Origin of the sequence: Actinoplanes sp. OR16 (assembly GCF_004001265.1) — a bacterium.
Lineage (GTDB): Bacteria > Actinomycetota > Actinomycetes > Mycobacteriales > Micromonosporaceae > Actinoplanes.
Genome location: NZ_AP019371.1, coordinates 8759082 through 8781530 on the forward strand (window position 1 = coordinate 8759082; position 22449 = coordinate 8781530).

Genomic DNA, 22449 nt, shown 5'->3' on the forward strand with positions numbered 1-22449 from the left:
GGTAGAGGTGAACGAGAGGTGAACGTCGACGCACGTTTATCGATCGTCCACCGGGCGCCCCGACATTCCGTGGTGACGGCCGGCGTCCGGCTAGGCGTCCTAGGCGGCTAGGCAGGCGACTGCCACCAGAGCGCTGAGCACGCCGACCAGGTGAATCCGCGGCAGCCGCTCGCGCAACACGGCGGTGTTGAGCAGCACCGTGACCGCCGGGTACATGCCGGCCAGCACCGCCGCGGTACCGACCGTCCCGGCAGCCGCCGCCACCGCGAACGCCCCGTCAGCAACCGTGTCCAGCACCCCGACACCCGCGGGCAGCACCCATCTTCCACGCCGCCCGTTCTCTCGTGACCTCTCCGGCCGAGAAGGGCGAGCGGCGCCCCTCGACCGGGCGAGCCGGCTGAAGAACCGGGCGTGCCGGCTGAAGAACCGGGCGCGCCGGAGGAAGAACCGGGTGAGCCAGGGGAAGAGCAGCAGCACAGCGAGGAGGCCGCCGGCGATCCGGGCGCAGGCGGTCGCTCCATAGGGGTCGGCAGGTGCGGCCTCGTGCAGCAGGACGAAGTAGGCGCCGAAGCCGACCGCCGCGCCCGCCGCACAGAGAGCGGCCGGCCGGTTCACCGCCACGGGTGAAGCGCCTTCCCGGACTGATTCGGCCGGACGGCCCGGACCGACCGGCCGGGGCGTGGGAAAGGGCGACCCTCCGGCGGGCACGGCGAGCCGATGCGCGGGCGCCACCGGAGCCGTTGCCGGTGTGACCGGCCAACTCGCCAAGGTCATTCCGGCCAGGGCGGCCGCCGCCCCGATCAGGGCGGCCGGGCCCAGGGTGTCGCCCCGGATGACGCCCCACGCGAGGGGCACCAGAGCCGCGCCGGCCGCGACCGGGGCCACCAGGGCCAGCGTGCCGTCGCGCATGGCCCGGTAGAGCAGGCCCATCGCGGGGAGGCCGATCACGCCGGCGGCCCCGGAGAGCAGCAGGAGGCGGCTGCCGGTGGGCCACGGGCCGGGGCGGGCCAGCAGGAAGGCCACGGCGAGGAGCATGCCGGCCAGCTTGGAGCCGAACAGGACGGTCCGGATCGGCATGCGGCGGGCACCGACGCCCGCCACGAAGTCCGAACTCCCCCACGCGACCGCCGCCAGCCCGGCCAGCGCCATCATCCGTACCACGCCTGCTCCCCCGCCTTTTTCGCCGCAAACCCGCCCCAGCACAGCACTCATCGCCCATTACGGGACAAGTACCTGGACAAGCGATTGACAGCGGCAAAACGGCACGCTGACGCGACCGGCAGGTGGGTGAGGGGAGAGACGCGACCTGCGAGGGGGAAGTCAGCGGCGGCCGGGCGGCGGCCGCACCGATACGAAGGGAGCCGACCGGACCGGTGAAGGCCGCCGTGACCCGGCCGGAGGTGCTCCTGGCAGCCTGATCCCGCGCACCACACAGGCCCGTCGAGTGAGCGTTAACAAAACCGGCACGCCCTCACTGTAAGGGCTCTTGCGCAGGAAATACATCGAAGGCTCGCTCTTGACACGCCGGTCGATGTTTGCGTACACATTCAAAAGCTTCGTCCACCGGAAACATCCCCGACACACCGGAGGACCCCTCCATGCCCAGATCCCGATTCACCGTCCCCCGGATCGCGGGTGCGGCCGCCGTCCTGGTCTCGCTTCCGTTAGCCGTCTCTCCTCCGGTGGCCGCGCACGCGGTCGAGCCGGACTACACGATCACGGTGGACCCGGCCGCGACCGGCGCCGCGATTCCGAAGTCGATGTACGGCGTGTTCTTCGAGGACATCAACTACGCGGCGGACGGCGGCCTCTACGCCGAACTGCTCCGCAACCGCTCGTTCGAGTTCAACAGCACCGACGCCGCCGGCTGGAACGGCCTGACCGGCTGGACCGTCACCGGATCCGCCGCGGTCGCCAACGACGCCCAGCGGCTGAACGACCGGAACCGCAACTACCTCACGGTGAACGGCGCGGCCACGCTGACCAACGCCGGCTTCCCCAGTGCCAGCACCGGTGGCGCCATCGCCGTGAAGAAGGGCGATCGATACACGTTCTCGGTGTGGGCGGCCGGCGCCACGACCCTCGAGGTCTCGCTGCACACCGCCGACGGCACCGCTCTCAGCGCGCCGCTGGCGATCGAGACGACGACGGACGGCTGGGCCGAGTACACCGGCACGCTGAAGGCCACCGCCACCACGGACGTGGCCCGCCTGTCGGTGAAGACGTCCGGAGCGGCCCGGCTCGACGAGATCTCGCTGTTCCCGGTGGACACCTTCAAGGGACGGGCCAACGGCCTGCGCAAGGACCTCGCCCAGAAGGTCGCCGACCTGGATCCGGGCTTCGTGCGGTTCCCGGGCGGCTGCCTGGTCAACACCGGGAGCATGTACGCGTACGACGCCGCGAGCAACTTCCCGCGCGCCCGCGCCTACCAGTGGAAGGACACGGTCGGGCCGGTCGAGACGCGCGCCACGAACAAGAACTTCTGGGGCTACAACCAGACCTACGGCCTCGGCTACTACGAGTATTTCCAGTTCTCCGAGGACATCGGCGCCATGCCGCTGCCCGTGCTGCCGGCCCTGGTGACCGGTTGTGGTCAGAACCGCGCGACCGTGGACGAGGCACTGCTGCAGCGGCACATCCAGGACGCGCTCGACCTCATCGAGTACGCGAACGGACCGGCCACCAGCACCTGGGGCAAGGTGCGCGCCGCGGCCGGGCACCCGAAGCCGTTCGGGCTGACCACGATCGCGATCGGCAACGAGGAGAACCTGCCGAACGAGTACTGGGCGAACTTCCTCAGGTTCGAGTCGGCGATCAAGGCGAAACACCCGGACATCACGGTCGTCAGCAACTCCGGCCCGGACGACACCGGGACCACGTTCGACAACCTGTGGGCCAAGAACCGTGAGCACGGCTCGGACATGGTCGACGAGCACTACTACAACAGCCCGAGCTGGTTCCTGCAGAACAACGCGCGCTACGACTCGTACGACCGGAACGGCCCGGCGGTCTTCCTCGGCGAGTACGCGTCGCTCGACAACAAGCTGTACAACTCGCTGGCCGAGGCCGCGTACATGACCGGCCTGGAGCGCAACGCCGACGTCGTGAAGATGGCGTCGTACGCGCCGCTGCTCGCCCACGTCGACAACGTCCAGTGGAAGCCGGACATGATCTGGTTCGACAACGACGAGTCGTGGGGCTCCACCAGCTACCAGGTGCAGAAGCTGTTCATGAACAACGTCGGCGACCGGGTCGTGCCGACCACCGCGAGCGGCAACGTGCTGCAGCCCAAGCCGATCACCGGCGCGATCGGGCTCTCCACCTGGCGGACCGCCGCCACCTACGACGACGTGAAGGTCACCCGGCCGGACGGCACGGTGCTCTACAGCGACGACTTCGACGACGGCGACGCGGACGGCTGGACGGCGGTGCAGCCGCGCGGCGCCTGGACCGTCACGAACGGCGCCTACACGCAGACGACGACCGACACCGAGGACACCATGGTGAAGGCGGCGACGATCGGCGAGTCCGATTATGACTACACGCTGAAGGCGACCAAGACGGCCGGCGCCGAGGGCTTCCTAGTCGCGTTCGGCATCCAGGAGACCGGCCAGTTCTACTGGTGGAACCTGGGCGGCTGGAACAACACCCAGGGCGCCGTGGAGAAGGGCGTCACCAGCGCCAAGGAGCAGATCCTCACCAAGCCGAACACGGTCACGACCGGCAAGACCTACGACCTCAAGATCCAGGTCCGGGGTACGAAGGTCACCCTGTTCCTGGACGGCGTCGAGTGGGGCGGCTTCGACGACGACAAGGTGACCGAGCCGTTCGCCCAGGTGGTCACCGAGGACACCCGGTCCGGCGAGCTGATCGTCAAGGTCGTGAACGCGCAGGACACCCCGGCCGTCACCAAGATCGACTTGGGTGGCCGCAAGGTCGCGAAGACCGGCCGCCTCACGGTGATCACCGGTGACCCGGGCGAGCAGAACACCCGGTCCGCCGAGCCGATCCTGCCCGAGACCTCGACGGTCCACGGCCTCGGATCCACCTTCACCAGGGAGTTCCCGGCCAACTCGGTCAGCTTCCTCCGTATCGAGACCCGCTGAAGGAACGAGACATGACGATCGCGATCAGTCGCCGTACCTTGCTCCGGGGTTCCCTCGGAGTGACCACCGCCGGAGCTCTCGCCGGACTCACCACCGCGAGCGCCGACGGCAGCCCGCGACCCGGAACGCCGCGCACCGACGCCGAGATCTACGGCGTGACCACCAAGGATCCGCTGATCAGCCAGCGTGCCGACCCGTGGATCACCCGGCCGATCGGCGGCACCTACTTCTTCACCGGCTCGGTCCCGGAGTACGACCGTCTGGTCGTCCGGGGAGCCAGCACGATCGAGGGCCTGGCCACCGCCGAGGAGTCGGTGATCTGGCGCCGGCCCGCGAGCGGCACGATGGGCGGGCACATCTGGGCGCCGGAACTGCACCGGATCGGCGGCCGGTGGTACATCTACTTCGCCGCCGGCGACGCGGACAACGTGTTCCGGATCCGCACCTACGTCCTCGAGTCGGCGCTCGACGACCCGCGTGACCCGGCCGGCTGGACGCTGAAGGGCCGGCTCATGACCGAGTGGGACGGCTTCACGCTGGACGCCACGAGCTTCACCCACAGGGGCAGGCAGTACCTCGTGTGGGCGCAGAGCGAGCCGGAGATCGCGGTGAACTCCAGCCTCTACATCGCCCGGATGGCGAACCCGTGGACGTTCGCGACCAAGCCCACCCGGATCGCCACGCCGACGCTGAGCTGGGAGATCCTCGGTTACCGGGTGAACGAGGGCCCGGCCGTCCTGATCCGCAACGGGCGGGTGTTCCTCACCTTCTCGGCCAGCGCCACCGACGCCCGGTACGCCATGGGCCTGCTCACCGCCGACGCGGACGCGGATCTGCTGAAGCGGGAGAGCTGGGTGAAGACCCCGGATCCGATCTTCGTGACGAACGAGAAGACGCAGCGGTACGGCCCCGGGCACAACTCGTTCACCGTCGCCGAGGACGGGAGGACCGACGTGCTGGTCTACCACGCCCGCGACTACGCCGACATCACCGGCGACCCGCTCTACGACCCCAACCGGCACACCCGCGTCCAGAAACTCTACTGGCATGAGGACGGGACGCCGCTGTTCGGCATCCCGGTCGGTGACGGCGGCCCGATCGTCCGGCTGTCGCCGGCGGACGCGCCGCGCTCGTTCGTCAGGCACACCGACGACGTGATCAAGGCCGAGAAGGCGCCGTACGACCTGGAGAAGACCCAGTTCCGGTTCGTGAAGGCGGCGGACGGCACCGAGACGATCCAGTCGGTCGACGAGCCGGCGAAGTTCGTGACGGTCACCGGCACGGTGGTGTCGCTGTCGGCGGCCGGGACCCCGGTCACCCGGGTCGCGTCGCGGGACGGGGTGACCGTCCGGGTCGCGCCGGGCCGGTACCTGCGGCACGTCAAGGGCGCGATCACGGTCTCCGACAAGGCGACCGCGTTCATCCTGAGTTGATGGTGAGGGACCTCCGGCCGGGCCGGAGGTCCCTTTTCCGGGGTATTCGGCGCCGAGCGGTGGCGTCCCCGCGCCCGAACCGGCAACGGTCTGACCCTTGCGGGCTAAAGCCGGTGCCCGTCGCGACGATAAAGCGGACGTGCTGAACCTCGACTCGATCCGCGACCGTGCCGTGGAAGCCTCGATGCTGGCCTTCGTCCACGTCGACCGCGACGGCCTGATCCAGGACTGGAATCCGGCCGCCGAGCTGCTCTTCGGCTGGCGCCGTGAGGAGATCCTCGGGCTGCCGCACGGCGACGTCCTGGTTCCGCCGGCGCGGCGGTCGGCACACAACGCCGCCTTCGCCCGGCGCCTGGTGACCGGCGTCGACGAGGACCGGCTCGCCGGGCGCCGGGCCGAGATGACGGCGATGCACCGGGACGGCCGCGAGCTGCGTGTCACGCTCGCCATCGACCCGGTCGCCGATGGTTTCGTCGCGTTCGTCGCGGACCAGACCGACTGGCACGAGACCCAGCAGGAGCTGCACCGCAGCAACGCGCTGATCACCACCATCCTGCAGCACACCAGCGCGATGATCTCCGCGAAGGACCTGGAGGGCCGCTACCTCTTCGTCAACGGCGAGTACGAGCGGGTCCTCCAGGTGCGGGCCGCGGACGTGGTCGGCCGCCCGGAGAGCGAGATGGTCTCGCCGGCGGTCGCCGCGGTCGGCGCGGCCCACGACGCGGACGTGATCGCGAGCGGCGAGGCCCGGACCGTCCTGGAGGAGGTCCCGTTCCCGGACGAGATCCGCCAGTACGTGGTGACCCGCGTCCCGCTCACCGACCCGGACGGCACCGTCTACGGGGTCTGCACGATCGCCATCGACGACACGGTCCGGCGCCGCACCGACGCCGCCCTGGCCGAGGGTGAACGCCGTTTCACCACGACCGTGAACAACGCTCCCGGCATGATCTTCCAGTTCCGGCAGGCCCCGGACGGCGCCGCCTGGTTCACCTTCGTCTCCGAGGGCTGCCGGGACATCTTCGGCCTGGAGCCGGTGGAGATCCTGGGCCAGAGCGGCCGGCTGCACGAGGTGATCGTCCCGGAGGACCGGGCGTCGTTCTTCACCTCGATGGCGACCTCCGCCGACACCCTTCTGCCCTGGTCCTGGCAGGGCGGCGTGAACTGCACCGACGGCGTCGTGCGGCACGTGTACGGGGTGTCCCGCCCGCGCTACGAGACCGACGGCGGCATCGTCTGGGACGGCATGATGCTCGATCGCACCCGTGAGCGGAACACCGAGATGAACCTGGCCGAGGTCCGCCGCGAGGTCGCCGACCTGACCGGGCGCCTCGCCGCGATGGCGGGTCAGGGCGCCGGCGGCCCGGGAGCGGCGGCATGACGGGGAACCGGCACGCCCGCAAGCTCGGCCAGCTCGGCATCCCGGTCGAGCCGATGCCGGCCGCCGCCTCGATCGCCGAGGTACGGGCCCTGCTCGCCGCGAACGCGCTGATCCCCGGCGTGGTGATCGCCGACGGCGGCCGGCGCCGGGTGCTCAGCCGCGGGCTGTTCTTCCGGCACAGCGCCGGGAGCGCGGCCACCACGATCGGCGAGCTCACCGGCGGCGACGCCCTGGAGCTGCCGGCCGGCACCGACGTCGACATCGCCGCCGAGGCCGCGCTCACCCGCCCGGCCCGCGACCGGGAGGAACCGCTGCTGGTCACCTGGCCGGACGGCCGGGTCGGGATGGCCTCCGCGATCGACGTGCTCGCCGCGATGGCGGGCCGGTTCACGAAGGCATCCAGCACCGATCCGCTCACCGGGCTGCCGAACCGGGCGATGGCCCAGGCCGAGGGTCAGCGCCTCCTCGACGACGGCGAGCTGACCGCGGTGATCCACCTCGGGCTGGACCGGTTCCAGGACGCCAACGACGTGCTCGGCCACCACGGCGCCGACACCCTGCTGCGCCTGGTGGCGTCCGCGCTGCGCGAAGCGTGCGGACCGGATCACCTGGCCGCCCGTCTCGACGGCGACCAGTTCCTCGTGCTCGTCGCGGAGCTGCCGCCCGGGCAGAACCCGCAGAACCTCGCCCGCCGCGTGGCCGGCGGCATCCGCGGGCCGCACGTGGTCGACGGCCTGCCGATCGGTGTCGAGGCGAGCGTCGGGCTGTGCCAGGCCGGCCACGACGACGCCGCGGTGCTGATCCGCCGGGCTGCCGCGGCGATGCGCCGGGCCAAGCACGAGCGCACCGGCGTCGTCGAATGGACGCCCGGCCTCGACCAGGAGAAGCGGGTCGACCTGCAGCAGCTCACCGAGTTGCGGGCCGGGCTGCGCGCCGGTCATCTGCGGCTGCACTACCAGCCGCTGCACGACGCCCGCAGCCGCGACCCGCACGGGGTCGAGGCGCTGGTCCGGTGGCAGCATCCGCAGCGCGGCCTGCTGCCGCCCGGTGTCTTCCTGCCCGACGCGGAACGCTCCGACGTGATCCTGGAGCTGACCGACTGGGTGCTCGCCGAGGCGCTGCACCAGACCGCCCTCTGGCACCGGGCCGGCCGCCGGATCCCCGTCTCGGTCAACCTGCCGGCCGCCTACCTGGCCCAGGACCGGGCGGTGGAGACGATCCTGACCCTGGTACGGATGGAACGCATCCCCGCCTCCCTGCTGACCGTGGAGATCACCGAGACGACCGTGCTGGCCCGTCCCGATCAGGTGGCCGAGCAGCTCGCCGCACTGCGCGCCACCGGGATCCGGGTGTCGATCGACGACTTCGGCACCGGGTACACCTCGCTGGGCCTGCTCCCCCGGCTGCCGATCGACGAGCTGAAGATCGACCAGTCGTTCGTCCGGCGGATGCTCGACTCGCCGGCCCACGCCACGATCATCGACTCGGTGATCGCGATCGCACGCTCGCTGCGCCTGACCGTGGTGGCCGAGGGTGTCGAGGACGAGCCGACCGCGCTCGCCCTGGCCTCAGCGGGCGTGGATCTCCTCCAGGGCTTCCACCTGCGACGGCCCGGCCCACCGGAGAACATCTAGAGGAAGTCGGAGCGGTCCAGGCGTGCCGCCCTCCTGCGGTACTCCTGGGCCTTACCCGGCCAGTTCGTCACGACTCGTCCGCTCGCCGTGCGGTACCAGCTCTGGCAACCGGTCCACACACTGTCCGCCAGACGGGACTGGATCTCGGAGTCGTAGGCGTCCGAACGCTCTGCCCGTACCTCCAAAGGCCCTTGACCTTGATCCACCACCCGCACCGCCTGGCCGATGTAGCGCGCCTGGACCTCGTGGAAATAGATCACCGAGGTGTTGCCGGTGTTCGTGTTCGGACCGTAGACCAGGAACATGTTGGGGAATCCGGGCACCGTGACGCCGAGGTAGGCGTGCGCGCCGTCCCGCCACACGTCGTTCAGCAGCACGCCGTCGCGGCCGGTGACCCGCATGGGCACGAGGAACTCGGTCGCCGCGAATCCGGTCCCGTAGACCAGCACGTCACACGGATGATCCACGCCGTCGGCCGTCCGGATGCCGCTTTCGGTCACGGCGACGATCTTCTCGGTCACCAGATCCACGTCCGGGCGGGCCAGCGCGGGCAGCCACGCGTTCGTGAACAGCACCCGCTTGCAGCCCATCGGCTCGTCCGGGGTGACCTTGGCGCGGAGCTCGGGATCACGGACCTGGATGCGGCGTTGCAGGTTCGAGATGCCGCGCACGATGCCGTCGGCGAAGCGGTTCCCGGTCACCGCGGCGCCGGTCACGAGGGTGAGCAGCCAGGTGCCGGCGCGCGAGGCGCGCATCATCAAGGGCATCTTCCGGTACGTGTAGAGCCGCGCTCTGCCGTACCGCCGATCCGGTTTCGGCAGTGTCCACGGCGGGGTCCGCTGATAGACGGTGACGCTCTCCGCCCGATCGGCGATCGCCGGGACGAGCTGGATGGCGCTGGCCCCCGTGCCGATCACCGCGATCCGCTGCCCGTCGATCGGCACCTCCGGGGTCCAGTGCGCGGTGTGCACGGCCGTCCCCCGGAACGTGCCGGCGCCCGGCAGGTGCGGGATCGACGGCCGGGACAGCTGACCCACCGCGGGGATCAGCACGTCCGCCTCGATCGTCTCGCCGTCGCCCGTCGTGATCCGCCACCGCTCACCGTCCCAGGCGGCGTCGCTGACCTCGGTCCCGAAACGGATCCGGCCGGCGACCCCGAACCGCTCGGCGCACTCCTCGATGTACGCGAGGATCTCCTCGTGTGGCGGGAACCGCCTGGTCCACCGGGGATTGAGCGCGAACGAGTAGGAGTAGAGCGGCGCCGGGATGTCACACGCACATCCGGGATAGGTGTTGTCCCGCCAGACGCCGCCGATCCGGTCGGCCTTCTCCAGCAGGACCAGGTCGTCGTAGCCCTCTTTCAGCAGCTCGACGGCGGCGGCGATGCCACCGAACCCGGCGCCGATGATCACGATGCTGGTCATGGCTGGGGCCTCACGCTGATCCGGAGAGCGGCGGGGGCGTGCTCGGGAACGACCGGCCGATGCGGTCTGACCGGATTCACAGGTATATAGCCGGTGGCCGGCCTCGGATCCGGCTCCCCCTTGTTGGGCCAGAGCGCCACCGCCCGCTCGGCCAGCGCCGTGATCGTCAGCGACGGGTTCACCCCGAGGTTCGCTGCCACCACCGATCCGTCGATCACGTGCAGCCCGTCGTACCCGAACAACCGCTGATAGGGGTCCACCACGCCACTGTCCGGATCGCCGCCGATCGCGCAGCCCCCGATGAAGTGCCCGGTCACCGGCCGCCCCACCAGCTCGGTCATCGCCCCGGTGGCCACGCCGTCCACCTTCTCGGCGACCCGCCGCGCCACGTCGTGCGCCGCGGGCACCCACACCGGGTTCGGCTCGCCGATGCCCGGCCGGCTGGTGAGCCGCCCGCCCCGCTTCGTGTACACCGTGATCGAGTTGTCCAGCGGCTGCATCGCGAGGAGCACGATCGTCTCCCGGGACCAGTTCTTCGGCGAGACGTAGAGCCGCAGGTCCCGCCCCGCCTTCGCCAGCTGCTTCACCGCGGCCCACCAGCGCGGGGTCCGGCCGGCGTCGTCGACCAGCACGGTGGCCAGCAGCGCCAGCAGGTTGCTGCCCGGACCGTACCGGACCGGCTCCACATGCGTCACCGGGTCGGGGTGGATCGACGACGTGATGGCGACCCCGTGGCTGAAGTCGCGGTCCTTGCGCCGGGTGCGCGCCCCCAGGATGGACTCCGAGTTGGTCCGGCTCAGCTCGCCCAGCTTCGCCGACACGCGCGGCAGCAACCCCTGGTCGCGCATCCGGTGCAGCAGCCGCTGAGTGCCGAGCGCGCCACCGGCGAAGACGACCTGCCGCGCGGTGAACGTCCGCTTCCGGCGCCCACCGGTCCGCCGCGTCTGGACGACGTAGCCGCCGTCGCGCTGCCGGACGGTGCGCACCGTCGTGAGGTCGTGCACCACCGCGCCGGCCTGCTCGGCGAGGTACAGATAGTTCTTGACCAGTGTGTTCTTCGCGTTGGTCCGGCAGCCGGTCATGCACGAGCCACACAGCGTGCAGGTCCGCCGCGCCGGTCCGGCCCCGCCGAAGAAGGGGTCCGGGACGTCGGCGCCGGGCCGTTCTCCGAAGAGGACACCCACGGGCGTACGCCGGAACGTCCCACCCACGCCCAGGTCCTCGGCAACGGCGCGCAGCGCTTCGTCGGACGCCGTCGCGACCGGGTTGGTCGTCACGCCGAGCATGAGTTTCGCCTGCTCGTAGTAGGGCGCGAGCTCGGCTTTCCAGTCGGTGATCGCTGCCCACTGCGGATCCGCGTAGAACGCGTCCGGCGGCTCGTAGAGCGTGTTCGCATAGCCCAGCGACCCGCCGCCCACCCCGGCCCCCGACATGATCATCACGTCTTTCAGCAGGGTGAGGCGCAGAATCCCGTAACACCCGAGGGCCGGCGCGTACAGATAGTCGCGCAGCCGCCAGGAGGTCTTGGCGAACTCCTCGTCGGCGAACCGGCGCCCTGCCTCCAGCACGCCGACCCGGTAGCCCTTCTCGGTCAGCCGCAGCGCCGTCACGCTGCCGCCGAACCCGGACCCGATCACGAGGACGTCATAGTCGTCCGACATCGCCGTACCATCACACCGCTATTGGCAACATGTCAACAAGACGTTTCCGGTCTTGGCCCACACCGCCGATTCGGATGCCACCACCCCACCCGGAGATCGTCGATGGTGCACTCTTCATCCCCATGGCAGACCTCTCCTTCGAGCGCAGGGGAACCGGCCGCCCGCTGGTCCTGATCCACGGCATCGGCAGCCACTGGCAGGTGTGGTCGCCGATCCTTGCGCAGCTGTCCCTCCACCGGGACGTGATAGCCCTGGACCTCCCCGGCTTCGGCGGATCCGCCCTGCCCGCATCCGGCGTCGCCGGCTCGGTTCCGTGGTTCGCCGACCGGGTCGCCGCCTTCCTCGACGATCTCGGCGTCCACCGCCCGGAGATGGCCGGCAGCTCCCTGGGCGGCGGCGTGGCCCTCGAACTGGGCCGCCGCGGCCTTGCCCGCTCCGTGACGGCCTTCGCCCCGGTGGGTTTCTGGAGCACCCCCGGCCGCCTCTGGTGCCAGGCCGTGGTCACCGCCGCCCGCACCGGCGCGAGACAGCTCTCCGCACCGCTCCCGGCCATCATGAACTCCCGGGCGGGCCGCTCGGCGTTCTGCGCCGTCTTCTACGCCCGTCCCGCTCGGCTGTCTCCGGCGGACGCCCTGGCAGCGGCCCGCAACCTGGCCGCCTCCCCCGGGTTCGCCCCGGCCCGCGACGCGTTCGCCCGGCTGCGCCCGTGGTCACCGGACGACCTGGGCGCGCTCCCCACCATCCCGGTGACGATCGCCTGGGGGACCAGAGACGCGGTCCTGCCTCATCGCCCTCAGTCCCGCCGGGCCCGGGCAGTCCTCCCTCGGGCCCGCCACGTCACCGTGCCGGGCTGCGGCCACCTGCCGTTCAACGACGATCCGGCCCGCTGCGCGGAGATCCTGCTGTCCGGCGGGGATCTCAGGACTTGAGCATCCAGGTCAGCATCATCGTCATGAGGATGAGAGCGCCCGCCGCCAGGGTGACCACCGCGACCAGGGCGCTGACCTCGGATTCGGAGCGTTCCGGCCGCGCCCCCGGCGCCGTCCACGTCTCGACCGCCGACCACACGCGGGCGCCGGCCACGCGCATCCGGCGCCTCCAGACGCGGGCCTGAACGGAACGGGTCGGTCCGGGGCGGGCAGGTGTCACCGACACTCCACTCCGGACATATGCCCACACCTCCGCGCACCACCTCACTCGACCGGTCAACGACCCATGTGCGGATCAGTGATGCGGCATGCCGGGCGCCGCTGGGACACTTCCGAGCGGGAGTACGGACCGGAAGCACGAAGGGGATCGAATGCCAGACGTACGGGAGGCCGCGAAACTCCTGGAGAACGCCGCACGCGTGGTCGTCTTCACCGGCGCCGGGATCTCCGCGGAGAGCGGCGTGCCCACGTTCCGCGACGCGCTCACCGGTTTGTGGGAACGGTTCGACGCGCAGTCGCTCGCCACCCCGCAGGCGTTCCGCGACGACCCGGAGCTGGTCTGGGGCTGGTACGAGTGGCGCCGCCACAAGGTCAGCAGCGTCCACCCGAACCCCGGCCACCTCGCCGTCGCCACCATCGAGGCCCGAGTCCCGGCCGCCACCCTGATCACCCAGAACGTCGACGACCTGCACGAACGCGCCGGCTCCCCGGACCCGGTCCATCTGCACGGCAGCCTCTTCGCACCCCGCTGCGCCGACTGCGGCAAGCCGGCCGGCCCGCCCGCCGCGCCGGCCGACGAGCCCGGGGAGGGCCGCCGGATCAGGCCGCCGTCCTGCTCCCGGTGCGGTGGCCTGATCCGCCCCGGGGTGGTGTGGTTCGGCGAGTCGCTGCCCGAGGCCGCCCTGGAAGCGGCCGCCCGAGCCGCGTCCGGCGCCGACGTGCTGCTGACGATCGGCACGTCGGGCCTGGTCTACCCGGCCGCGGAGATCCCGCGGCTGGCGGCCCGGGCCGGCGCCGCCGTCATCCAGATCAACCCGCAGCCCACGCCGATGGACTCGGTGGCCCTGGTCAACCTGCGGGGCAGCGCCGCCCGCATCCTCCCCGACCTGGTGGCCCTGACCTGGCCGGACGCCTAACGCACGGCCCGGTCCGGCAGGGGCAGTTCCCGCAGGGGCGCCTTGCGTACCTTGTTGGATCCTGTTCTCGGAAGCTCCGCCACCACGTCCACATAGACCGGGATCTTGTACTTCGCGAGTCGCCCGGCCAGGAAGACCGGCACGTCCGCGGGCTTCAGAGAACGCCCTTCCCTCGGTACGACGAAAGCCCGGCCGACCTCGCCCCACTTCTCGTCGGACACCCCGATCACGGCCGCCTCGGCCACCGCGGGATGCTCGAAGATCGCTGCCTCCACCTCGGCGGGGTAGACGTTCTCCCCACCGGAGATGTACATGTCCTTCGACCGGTCGACGATCCGGAAATGCCCCGCCTCGTCGACCACCGCGAGGTCGCCCGAACGGAACCACGACCCGTCGACGAAGGCCGCCGCCGTCGCCTCCGGATCCTTCCAGTAGCCGGGCGTGACGTTGGGCCCACGGACCAGGACCTCGCCGGGTTCACCGGGCGCATCGGTGACCGGCGCACACCGGACGTCCGCGAAGAAGACCGGGAGACCCGCCGATCCGACGTGCTCGCGGCTCTCCCGCGCTTCGAGGAACGTCGCCCCGGGCGCGGTCTCGGTCATCCCGTACCCCTGGCAGAAGGCCAGCCCCCGCTCCTGATAGGCCCTGATCAGCGCCTCCGGGACCGAGGCGCCGCCGGTCATCAGGCTGCGCACCGACGAGAGGTCGGCCGTCTCCCACCGCGAGGACCGGCTGAGCCCGGCGAACATCGTCGCGACGCCGAACATCCAGGTCACGCGATGCCGCTCGATCAGGTCGAAGCAGCCGTCCACGTCCCAGCTCGGCATGATCACCGAGGTGCCGCCCTTCAGGAACGTCGGCAGCAGGCACTGGTTGAGCGCCGCGACGTGGAAGAGCGGCGCGCTGACCAGCGTGACCTCGTCGGAGGCGACGTCCACGCAGACCAGCAGGTTGTAGCAGTTCCAGATGATGTTGCCGTGGGTGAGCGTCGCGCCCTTCGGGTTGCCGGTGGTGCCGGACGTGTAGAGGATGCACGCGACGTCGTCGAGCTCGATGGGCTCGTCGTCGTGATCGCCGGGCTCCTGATCGCTGGGCCGGCAATCATTGGGCGGGCGATCACTGGGCTGGCGATCATTGGGCTGGCGATCATTGGGCTGGCGATCATTGGGCTGGCGATCATTGGGTGCGATAAATCGCTCATAGTCCGAAATATCTACCTTGACCCGCACGTCCGCCTCGACCGGCATCGCATGGATCAGCGCCGACGCCCCGCTGTGCTCCAGCTGATAGCGGATCTCCGGCTGGGTGAGCCGGAAGTTCAGCGGCACGAAGATCCCGCCGATCCGGTACGTCGCGAACATCGTCTCGACGAACGAAGGATGATTGGGCCCCAGATAGGCGACGCGATCACCGCGCCCGACGCCGGCAGCGCGCAGCGCCGACGCCAGCCGCGAGACGCGCTCGTGCAGCGCGGCGTAGGTGATCGCCCGGCCTTCGAAGATCAGCGCCGTGCGGGCGGGCGACATGGCCGCCCGCCGCGCCGGCCACGAGCCGAGACCGTGATCGTCCATCACGCGTAATGCCGGTAGACCGGCCTCGCGACACACGCCGGCTTCGACGAGCCCTCCACCTCGACGGTGAAGTCGAAGGTGCTCTGCACGCCGTTGCCCGCGACCTCCTCGACGCTGACCACCGAGGCGTTCAGCCGGATCCGCGCGCCGACCCGCACCGGGCTCGGGAAACGCACCTTCTCCAGGCCGTAGTTGACCCCCATCGTGATGCCCTCGACCGTGAGCAGCGAGCTGAACAGCGGGATCACCAGGGACAACGTCAGATAGCCGTGCGCGATCGGGCCGCCGAAGGGGCCGGTCTGCGCCCGCTCGACGTCGACGTGGATCCACTGGTGGTCGCCGGTGGCGTCGGCGAACGTGTTCACCCGCTCCTGGGTGATCTCCAGCCACTCGGAGGAGCCGAGGTCCTTGCCGACGAGCGACTTGAGTCCGTCGAGGCCGGTGACGGTGGTGGTCATGTGAGGTTCTCCTTGAACAGAAGGCGGGCGGCGTTGAGCTTCAGAATCTTGGGGATCACGTCGGGCTTCATCTCCAGCTTGCCGAAGTCGGCGAGCCATCGGTCAGGGGTCAGCACCGGGAAGTCCGATCCGAACAGCATCTTGTCCGAGAGAAGCGTGTTGGCGTACCGGACGAGCTGCGGCGGGAAGTATTTCGGCGACCAGCCGGACAGGTCGATGTAGACGTGTTCCTTGTGGGTGGCGACGGCGAGCGCCTCGTCCTGCCACGGGAACGACGGGTGGGCCAGGATGATCCGCAGGTCCGGGAAGTCCACCGCCACGTCGTCGACGAGCATCGGGTTGGAGTACTTCAAGCGGATCCCGCCGCCGCCTCGCACGCGCGCCCCGATCCCGGTCTGACCGGTGTGGAACAGCGCGATCGCGCCGAGTTCCTCGATCGCCTCGTAGAGCGGGTACGCCATCCGGTCGTCCGGCGCGAATCCCTGGATGCTCGGGTGGAACTTGAAGCCGCGGACACCGTACTCCCGGACCAGGCGGCGGGCCTCCCGCACACCGCCACGGCCCTTGTGAGGGTCGATGCTCGCGAAAGGGATCAGGACGTCCTGGTACGCCGCGCAGTCCTCGGCGATCTCCTCGTTGGAGATCCGCGGGTGACCCGTCGCGTGCTCGGCGTCGACGGTGAAGACGACGGCGGCCATCCGGCGTGACCGGTAGTAATCAGCCGTCTCGGCGATCGTCGGCTGCCGGTGCCCGTGCGCCTTGAAGTAGTCGGCCGAGGCGCCGAGCAGTTCAGGGCTGAGCGAACCCTGACCGTTCCTGCCCACCTCGACGTGGGTGTGGACGTCGATCGCCGCGAGCCGTTCGACGTCGATCATCCGGCCGGCGCCTTCGGGGCCGGGATGCCGTAGGTCTCCGGTTCCGCTCCGACGCCGGTGGACCAGCCGGCGGCGATCGCGTCAGCGGTCCAGCCGCCGTCGGCGAAGGCCACGTTCTTCTCCCGCGGGTGCGACCAGAGGGCCAGCCGATCGCCACCGATGCCGATCGCCTGACCGGTTATGTCCTTCGCCGCCTCGGACGCGAGGAACACGATCAGCCCCGTCACGTCGTCGACGGTTCCCAGCCCTTCATCACGGCGGAGCCAGGCCGGGTACGGCGTACCGTCTCGCTCCGATTCCTCGATGACCGGCGCGAACGCCGGAATGGTCTTGGTCATCTCGGTGGCGGCGACCGGGACGACGGCGTTCACCGTGATGCCGGCGCGGCCCAGCTCCAGTGCCCACGTCCGGGCCATCGCGGCGATCCCCGCCTTCGCCGCCGCATAGTTCGTCTGACCGAAATTGCCCCGCTGGCCGGCGGGCGACGAGATGAGGATGAGCCGGCCGCCCTCGCCCTGTTCGCGCATCCGGATCGCGGCGGCCCGGGCACAGGTGAAGGTGCCGCGCAGGTGCACGTCGACGACCGCGTCGAAGTCCTCGTCGGACATCTTCCAGAGCACCCGGTCGCGAAGGATGCCGGCGTTGGTGATCAGCACGTCGAGGCGGCCGAAATTGTCCACCGCGGCCGCCACCAGACGATCCGCGGTCTCGCTGCTGCCGACCGCGGCGGCCACGCCGACCGACCCGGGGATCCCGGCGACGGCGGCGTCCACCACCGCCTGATCCACGTCGTTGACGACCACCGACGCACCGGCGGCGGCCAGCGCCTTCGCGTAGGCGAGCCCCAGACCGCGCCCACTGCCGGTGATCACGGCGACCCTGCCGCTCAGATCCACACTCATCAATCTACTCCGCCCATGATTAACAGGAATCCTGTTGATTGCGAGTCTTGATGACGATCAGGTTTCCTGTCAATGGGGTAATCTGGCGACTCGTGCGAACCCAGGGAGTGACCGCCATGCCGTCGATGCTCTACCTCGTCAAACAGCTCGAGCTGGCGGTCCGCGCACGCCTCGACGACCTGGTCCGCTCGGCCGGCATCACGGCGTTGCAGTACACCGCCCTGACCGTCCTGGAACGCCACGACGGCCTGTCCGCGGCCCAGCTGGCACGCGACTCGTTCGTCACCGCCCAATCGATGGCCGACATGGTCCGAGCCCTGGAATCCCGGGGCCTGATCCGCCGCGAGCGCAACGCCGGCAACCGCCGCGAACTCCTCATCCGCCTGACACCGGCGGGCCGGGCCCTGCTGGCGTCGGTGGCCACCCCGGTCCAGGACCTGGAATCGCGTCTGGTGAGCAAGATGTCCCCCGACGAGGCAGCCGACTTCCGCCAGTCCCTGATAGTCGCCTGGCAAGCACTGGCCTGACTCGCCTCCCTCCCCGAACCCGGCTGTGACCCATCGCTCTCACGGCACCCCTCCGCCGGCGATGAGTCACAGCCCGCTCGTTCAGCCGTGGCCCATCGCTGCGGGAGTGTCCGGCCGGCAGCGATGAGCCACAGCCGGAACTGAGCCTCACACCCGCGACCCATGACGCACCACCGCGCAAATCGCCAGTCCCGCCCCCGCGACACCACCGAACCGGCTGCACAGCGGAGCCACCTCCGCGCCCGAGAAGCTGCTCAGCCGGCTAGCGGACCGCCGGGTCGATCGGGGTGATCGGTGGCGAGGCCGCTTCGATGACCTTCGCCGCTGACAGGGCCACGTGGTCGTGGTGCTGGGCGGCGATCACCTGCACACCGAGCGGCCGCCTGCCCGACACCCCCGTCGGCACCGCGACGGCGGGGAGGCCGAGGAAGTTGGCCGTGACGAGGAGACGGTGGGACTTCCAGAGTTCGGTCGCCGCCTCGGGGCCGCTCACGTCGTACCCGATCAGAGGCATCTCCCGGGTGATGACAGGACCCAGCACGATCGGGTAGCGCGCGTGGAAGGAACGCCAGGCGGCAGCGTGCACGAACCGCTCGGCCCACGCGCCCTGGTAGGCGGCGGACGTGTCGAGCAGCGTCACGCCGGCGATGTTGTCGCGGAAGTATTCGACCGTTCCCGAGGAGAGCGGCCCCGGGAAGACACCGGGCGTGAGCAGCATCGGCGCGTTCTCGGTCGACGACAGCTGACGCCAGAGGGTGGCACACCGGTCGATCGCGGGCGGCTCGACCTCCTCCACTTCCCAGCCGGCGGCGGCGAGGGCGTCGGCGGCCGCCCGCACGGCGCCGGCCACGACCGGATCGACGCCCCAGCCGGCCGGATCGACGGTCACGGCAACCCGGCGGATCCCGGTGTATCCGGACGGGTGCGGCACGGTCACCGACAGCGGGTCGAACGCATCGGCGCCGTGCATCACCCCGAACAACAGGTCAAGATCATTCACGGTACGCGCCAGCGGCCCGTTCACCGCCATGTGCTGGATGGAGAGCGGCAGCGGCTCGACCGCCCGCGACGGGGCCGGCACCCGCCCGGCCGACGGCCGCAGAGCGGCGATCCCGGCGGCATGCGCGGGAAGCCTGAGTGACCCGCCGTAGTCGTTCCCGATCCCTGCGGCGGCCATCCCGGTGGCGACCGCGACCGCGTCCCCGCCACTGGAGCCGCCCGGCACCCGGGAGGGATCCCAGGGGTTGACCGTCCGCCCGAAGAGGTCGTTGTCGGTGTCCCAGCGCAGCCCGATGTCCGGCATGTTCCCCCGGCCGACCGGGATGGCGCCGGCCGCGAGAAGCCGGTCGACGAAGGTCGCGTTGTCGGGCGGCACGGCCCCGGCCGCGAACGGCAGCCCGGACGTGGTCGCCGACCAGGTGAGGTCGATGTTCTCCTTCACGGTGATCGGCACGCCGGCGAGCGGCCCCGGATCCTCGCCCGCTGCGATCCGCGCGTCCAGTGCCGCGGCGGCCTCCCGAGCCCGATCGCCGAGGGCCACCGACACCGCGTTGACCTGCGGGTTCACGGCGGCGATCCGGTCCAGGTGGGCGTCGACGACGACAGCCGCGCTGACCTGCCCGTCCCGGACCCGAGCCGCGATCTCCGAAACCGACGAATTGGTAATAGTCACCTTGAATCCTTAGATAACCGAGAGAATCAAACAGGTCGCACCGAGATCCAGCGACTGCCGGTTGGGAACCGTCTTCTCGGCGAGCCACCGGTGCTCCCCGGTCCCGGGCGCCGGCACGAATTCCGGCGCGTCACTGCTCGCGATCGTCAGCCGCAGGACATGCCCGGCGGCGAGCCGATACCCCACGTGGCCGAGATCGACGGAGACGGCGAAACCAGGCCCCGGCGCGATGATCGTCTGCTGTCCGCGGGCGATCAGCCGCGCCGACCCGTCCGGAGCGACGTCGGCGAGCCGGGCGAAGAGATCCATCTCCGGCCCGTCCGACCCGGCGACCGCCTCCAGCCGGACCGGCCCCACCAGGTCGACCGGCGCGTCGGCGGCGGCACTGTCGAAGACCAGCACATCGGAGCGGCCGGCCAGCCCGCTCTCGTCCGGATACTCCGCGAGGAAGCCGAACGCGTCCCGGGCCGGCGACGGCACCGGATCGGCGGCGTCATGGGTCCAGGATGCCGTGCCCGGGGACGGCGAGGAGACGAGACCGCCGTCCGACGGATGCAACACCAGCGAGGACGCCGGCGGCGGCCACGAGGACGACGACCGGAACGACGGGTCGCCGGAACCCGCGAGCTGCCATCGGACCCGTGGGATGACCCGCGATTCCCCGCGCAGGAACACGTCGAAGAACTCCACGGCCGGGTCGAGGTACCGGGGCAGGAACGACGGGTCGGTGTTCGGAACCCCGAGCGAGAAGTGGCTGTTGTTCTCGTGGTCGATCGCTTCGAGCAGCAGATATTCGTGGGCGGCCCACGCGGGCCGGGAGGCGATCTGCCGGTGATCGGCCCACTGCCACGGCGCGCAGTTGTCCCACCAGCCGATCGTCATGAGCACCGGCACGGCGGGCGCGTCGAAGGGGCTGCCGGCCGGGAAGCGGCGCAGGCTGACCGGGTAGGGGAACCACAGGTCGTACGAGGCGGATCGACTGCCGACGGCCGTGAAGAACTCCTCGACCTGCGCGGCGAGGGGCCGCCGCGACCAGTCGATCTGCCAGTCCAGGATGTCCCGATCGTGGAACATCGACAGCGGGTAGAACCGGTGCACGGCCATCTCGACGTCGTGCACCCGCTGTCCCGGGACGGGGATCGGCAGCTCGCCGAGCCGGGTGCCGGTGACCCGCGGGACCATGGCCTTGAGCGCCGGGTGCCCGGTCGAGGCCGCCGCCCACTGGGTGAACCCGTAGTAGGAGTCGCCCCACATCCCGGCCACGCCGTCCGACCACTCCTGGTTGACCACCCAGTCGAGGGTGTCGTACCCGTCGTAGGCCTCGTTCACGAAGAGCAGCGTCTCCCCCTCGGACCGGAACTTGCCCCGGACGTCCTGAACGACGAAGCGGTAGCCACGGGCCGTGAAGTAGGCAGCGATCCGGGACATGAAGGTGTATTCACCCGACTTGTCGTAGGGCAGCCGCGTGAGGATCGTGGGGCCGGGCTCCGAGGAGGCGGGCAGATAGACATCGGTCGCGAGCCGCACCCCGTCCCGCATCCGCACCATGTGCTGCGTGGCATCGGGCGACAAGGGCCCCGGCCCGGTACGGGAGAACGAGACGCTCATCAGAGCACCTCGAAGAATCGGATGCAGACCTGGCCTCGTTCGCCACGGGCCAGTCCCACGAAGACGGACGAGGCGAGCCATCGGTGGGCCGGAGCATCGGTCTGAAAAACCGGAGATGTCCGATAGTAGTACATATCCTCCGGCAGGTCCTCTCCGGCTTCGACCCGCGCCTCGACGGAAGGAGACGCTCTCCAGAAGCCCCGGTTGTGAATGTCGATCACCGACCCGTCGGAGGCCTCCAGCAGATAGCGGGCATCCAGGGTGGTCACGCCATCCCGCGTCGTCGACCAGTCGCCACCACCGGCCAGGACGCGGCCCCGCAACCGCGGCCCGCTCACCGAGCCGCCCGTGATCGGGGTGAACTGGAGGCCGTCGCCGATGTCGAGCGTGGCAGCGACGTCGACCCGCGCCTCGAAGGCGAAGGCCAGCTGGGGATCGGGCAGTTCCAACATCAGCGTCCTCGTTTTCTTTTCCGAAATGACAATCAATTAAGCTGGTCGCAGACGGACGGAAGGGGGCCGGGATGGGACGCCCGAGCATGGCGGCCGAGCGGACCGAACAGATCATGCAGGCCACCGCCCGCTGCCTGCGGAAGAGCGGCCTGGCCGGCACGACGCTCGAACGGGTGGCCGAGGAGTCCGGGCTGAGCCGCAGCCACGTCCGGCACTACGTCGGCAACCGCGACGACCTGCTGCGCGGCTTCGCGAACTGGCTCTACACCGGCTACGAGGCCGAGTTCATCGACAAGATCGCCGGCGCGGCCGACCGGGAGAAGCTGCCGATCGCGATGGACTACCTGTTCAGCACGGGTTTCCTGCCGATCGGCGACGACGACACGGTGATCCGCGAGCTGATCACGGCGGGCATCACCGACGAGAGCATCCGCGGCATCCTGCAGACCCGCTACACGCAGGCGGTGCAGGCGGTGGAGGAGGCGCTCGCCGCCGAGTACCCCGCGTCGTCGCCGGGCGCGCGCCGCTCGGTCGCGTACGGCCTGTGGTGCCTCGCCCTCGGCAACTCGACGATGGCCGAGCTCCAGCTCCCGGTCGCCTCGGGGGGCCTGATCCGGACGGCGGCGGAGGGCCTCCTGGAGAGACTCACCCACGACTGAACCATCCGATATCCGCGG

19 protein-coding genes are annotated in these 22449 nt (G+C 70.5%); 8 read left to right on the forward strand and 11 right to left on the reverse strand.

Annotated elements, in window-relative coordinates:
- Positions 1–99: 99 nt before the first annotated feature.
- On the reverse strand, positions 100–1152 hold the full coding sequence (locus EP757_RS40290) for a hypothetical protein (protein WP_232050761.1): 1053 nt from the start codon (positions 1150–1152) through the stop codon (positions 100–102).
- A gap of 446 nt (positions 1153–1598) precedes the next feature.
- On the opposite strand from EP757_RS40290, the gene EP757_RS40295 reads away from it, so the two are divergent.
- From EP757_RS40295 to EP757_RS40310, 4 genes are all read left to right on the forward strand, one after another.
- Positions 1599–4106 carry an alpha-L-arabinofuranosidase C-terminal domain-containing protein gene (locus EP757_RS40295; RefSeq protein ID WP_127553582.1) on the forward strand — a complete coding sequence of 836 codons (2508 nt, stop codon included), beginning with the start codon at positions 1599–1601 and terminating at the stop codon, positions 4104–4106.
- A gap of 11 nt (positions 4107–4117) precedes the next feature.
- Positions 4118–5539, forward strand: a complete 1422-nt coding sequence (locus EP757_RS40300; RefSeq protein ID WP_127553583.1) for a glycoside hydrolase family 43 protein — start codon at positions 4118–4120, stop codon at positions 5537–5539.
- A 139-nt stretch (positions 5540–5678) separates the two neighbouring features.
- Positions 5679–6920 carry a PAS domain-containing protein gene (locus EP757_RS40305; RefSeq protein ID WP_127553584.1) on the forward strand — a complete coding sequence of 414 codons (1242 nt, stop codon included), beginning with the start codon at positions 5679–5681 and terminating at the stop codon, positions 6918–6920.
- Positions 6917–8554 carry a bifunctional diguanylate cyclase/phosphodiesterase gene (locus EP757_RS40310; protein WP_127553585.1) on the forward strand — a complete coding sequence of 546 codons (1638 nt, stop codon included), beginning with the start codon at positions 6917–6919 and terminating at the stop codon, positions 8552–8554. Before EP757_RS40305 ends, EP757_RS40310 begins: the two co-directional genes overlap by 4 nt.
- On the opposite strand, the gene EP757_RS40315 is transcribed toward EP757_RS40310, so the two are convergent.
- Together EP757_RS40315 and EP757_RS40320 are read right to left on the reverse strand one after the other, a co-directional pair.
- Positions 8551–9978, reverse strand: coding sequence for an NAD(P)/FAD-dependent oxidoreductase (locus tag EP757_RS40315; protein ID WP_127553586.1), 1428 nt, complete (start codon positions 9976–9978; stop codon positions 8551–8553). The two genes, EP757_RS40310 and EP757_RS40315, sit on opposite strands and share 4 nt — an antisense overlap.
- Complete coding sequence (locus tag EP757_RS40320) at positions 9975–11639, reverse strand: GMC oxidoreductase (RefSeq protein WP_127553587.1); 1665 nt, start codon at positions 11637–11639, stop codon at positions 9975–9977. Before EP757_RS40320 ends, EP757_RS40315 begins: the two co-directional genes overlap by 4 nt.
- A 122-nt stretch (positions 11640–11761) precedes the next feature.
- Between EP757_RS40320 and EP757_RS40325 the strand changes: the two genes are divergently transcribed.
- A complete protein-coding gene (locus EP757_RS40325; protein ID WP_127553588.1) occupies positions 11762–12568 on the forward strand; it encodes an alpha/beta fold hydrolase in 807 nt (268 codons plus the stop codon).
- On the opposite strand, the gene EP757_RS42680 is transcribed toward EP757_RS40325, so the two are convergent.
- Positions 12558–12728, reverse strand: a complete 171-nt coding sequence (locus tag EP757_RS42680) for a hypothetical protein (RefSeq protein WP_160166020.1) — start codon at positions 12726–12728, stop codon at positions 12558–12560. The two genes, EP757_RS40325 and EP757_RS42680, sit on opposite strands and share 11 nt — an antisense overlap.
- 211 nt (positions 12729–12939) lie before the next feature.
- Between EP757_RS42680 and EP757_RS40330 the strand changes: the two genes are divergently transcribed.
- Positions 12940–13704 carry an NAD-dependent deacylase gene (locus EP757_RS40330; RefSeq protein ID WP_127553589.1) on the forward strand — a complete coding sequence of 255 codons (765 nt, stop codon included), beginning with the start codon at positions 12940–12942 and terminating at the stop codon, positions 13702–13704.
- Here EP757_RS40330 and EP757_RS40335 read toward each other — a convergent pair.
- The 4 genes from EP757_RS40335 to EP757_RS40350 are packed head-to-tail and all read right to left on the reverse strand — an operon-like array spanning position 13701 to position 17507.
- Positions 13701–15278, reverse strand: coding sequence for a long-chain fatty acid--CoA ligase (locus EP757_RS40335; protein ID WP_127554681.1), 1578 nt, complete (start codon positions 15276–15278; stop codon positions 13701–13703). The two genes, EP757_RS40330 and EP757_RS40335, sit on opposite strands and share 4 nt — an antisense overlap.
- Positions 15278–15736, reverse strand: a complete 459-nt coding sequence (locus EP757_RS40340; protein WP_127553590.1) for a MaoC family dehydratase — start codon at positions 15734–15736, stop codon at positions 15278–15280. The genes EP757_RS40335 and EP757_RS40340 overlap by 1 nt, the downstream gene beginning before the upstream one ends.
- Positions 15733–16611 (reverse strand): amidohydrolase family protein, encoded by an 879-nt coding sequence (locus EP757_RS40345; RefSeq protein ID WP_174262493.1) that lies wholly within the window; start codon positions 16609–16611, stop codon positions 15733–15735. Before EP757_RS40345 ends, EP757_RS40340 begins: the two co-directional genes overlap by 4 nt.
- On the reverse strand, positions 16608–17507 hold the full coding sequence (locus tag EP757_RS40350; protein WP_232050762.1) for an SDR family NAD(P)-dependent oxidoreductase: 900 nt from the start codon (positions 17505–17507) through the stop codon (positions 16608–16610). Before EP757_RS40350 ends, EP757_RS40345 begins: the two co-directional genes overlap by 4 nt.
- A 98-nt stretch (positions 17508–17605) precedes the next feature.
- Here EP757_RS40350 and EP757_RS40355 point away from each other — a divergent pair, with 98 nt between their 5' ends.
- The gene (locus tag EP757_RS40355) at positions 17606–18040 is read left to right on the forward strand and encodes a MarR family winged helix-turn-helix transcriptional regulator (protein WP_197725480.1); all 435 of its coding nucleotides are present in this window, start codon (positions 17606–17608) and stop codon (positions 18038–18040) included.
- Between the two features lie 262 nt (positions 18041–18302).
- Here EP757_RS40355 and EP757_RS40360 read toward each other — a convergent pair whose 3' ends face one another.
- The 3 genes from EP757_RS40360 to EP757_RS40370 are packed head-to-tail and all read right to left on the reverse strand — an operon-like array spanning position 18303 to position 21772.
- Positions 18303–19712 (reverse strand): amidase, encoded by a 1410-nt coding sequence (locus EP757_RS40360; protein WP_127553592.1) that lies wholly within the window; start codon positions 19710–19712, stop codon positions 18303–18305.
- Between the two features lie 9 nt (positions 19713–19721).
- Complete coding sequence (locus EP757_RS40365; protein WP_127553593.1) at positions 19722–21320, reverse strand: CocE/NonD family hydrolase; 1599 nt, start codon at positions 21318–21320, stop codon at positions 19722–19724.
- Positions 21320–21772 (reverse strand): DUF3237 domain-containing protein, encoded by a 453-nt coding sequence (locus EP757_RS40370; protein WP_127553594.1) that lies wholly within the window; start codon positions 21770–21772, stop codon positions 21320–21322. The genes EP757_RS40365 and EP757_RS40370 overlap by 1 nt, the downstream gene beginning before the upstream one ends.
- A gap of 71 nt (positions 21773–21843) precedes the next feature.
- Between EP757_RS40370 and EP757_RS40375 the strand changes: the two genes are divergently transcribed.
- Positions 21844–22431 (forward strand): TetR/AcrR family transcriptional regulator, encoded by a 588-nt coding sequence (locus EP757_RS40375; RefSeq protein ID WP_127553595.1) that lies wholly within the window; start codon positions 21844–21846, stop codon positions 22429–22431.
- Positions 22432–22449 lie beyond the last annotated feature (18 nt).

Bases quoted from the DNA above. Each gene is read 5' to 3' on its own strand.
- EP757_RS40290 (WP_232050761.1), bottom strand. From the start codon at position 1,152: ATGATGGCGCTGGCCGGGCTGGCGGCGGTCGCGTGGGGGAGTTCGGAC.
- EP757_RS40295 (WP_127553582.1), top strand. From the start codon at position 1,599: ATGCCCAGATCCCGATTCACCGTCCCCCGGATCGCGGGTGCGGCCGCC.
- EP757_RS40300 (WP_127553583.1), top strand. From the start codon at position 4,118: ATGACGATCGCGATCAGTCGCCGTACCTTGCTCCGGGGTTCCCTCGGA.
- EP757_RS40310 (WP_127553585.1), top strand. From the start codon at position 6,917: ATGACGGGGAACCGGCACGCCCGCAAGCTCGGCCAGCTCGGCATCCCG.
- EP757_RS40315 (WP_127553586.1), bottom strand. From the start codon at position 9,978: ATGACCAGCATCGTGATCATCGGCGCCGGGTTCGGTGGCATCGCCGCC.
- EP757_RS40320 (WP_127553587.1), bottom strand. From the start codon at position 11,639: ATGTCGGACGACTATGACGTCCTCGTGATCGGGTCCGGGTTCGGCGGC.
- EP757_RS40325 (WP_127553588.1), top strand. From the start codon at position 11,762: ATGGCAGACCTCTCCTTCGAGCGCAGGGGAACCGGCCGCCCGCTGGTC.
- EP757_RS42680 (WP_160166020.1), bottom strand. From the start codon at position 12,728: ATGCGCGTGGCCGGCGCCCGCGTGTGGTCGGCGGTCGAGACGTGGACG.
- EP757_RS40330 (WP_127553589.1), top strand. From the start codon at position 12,940: ATGCCAGACGTACGGGAGGCCGCGAAACTCCTGGAGAACGCCGCACGC.
- EP757_RS40335 (WP_127554681.1), bottom strand. From the start codon at position 15,278: ATGGACGATCACGGTCTCGGCTCGTGGCCGGCGCGGCGGGCGGCCATG.
- EP757_RS40340 (WP_127553590.1), bottom strand. From the start codon at position 15,736: ATGACCACCACCGTCACCGGCCTCGACGGACTCAAGTCGCTCGTCGGC.
- EP757_RS40345 (WP_174262493.1), bottom strand. From the start codon at position 16,611: ATGATCGACGTCGAACGGCTCGCGGCGATCGACGTCCACACCCACGTC.
- EP757_RS40365 (WP_127553593.1), bottom strand. From the start codon at position 21,320: ATGAGCGTCTCGTTCTCCCGTACCGGGCCGGGGCCCTTGTCGCCCGAT.
- EP757_RS40370 (WP_127553594.1), bottom strand. From the start codon at position 21,772: ATGTTGGAACTGCCCGATCCCCAGCTGGCCTTCGCCTTCGAGGCGCGG.
- EP757_RS40375 (WP_127553595.1), top strand. From the start codon at position 21,844: ATGGGACGCCCGAGCATGGCGGCCGAGCGGACCGAACAGATCATGCAG.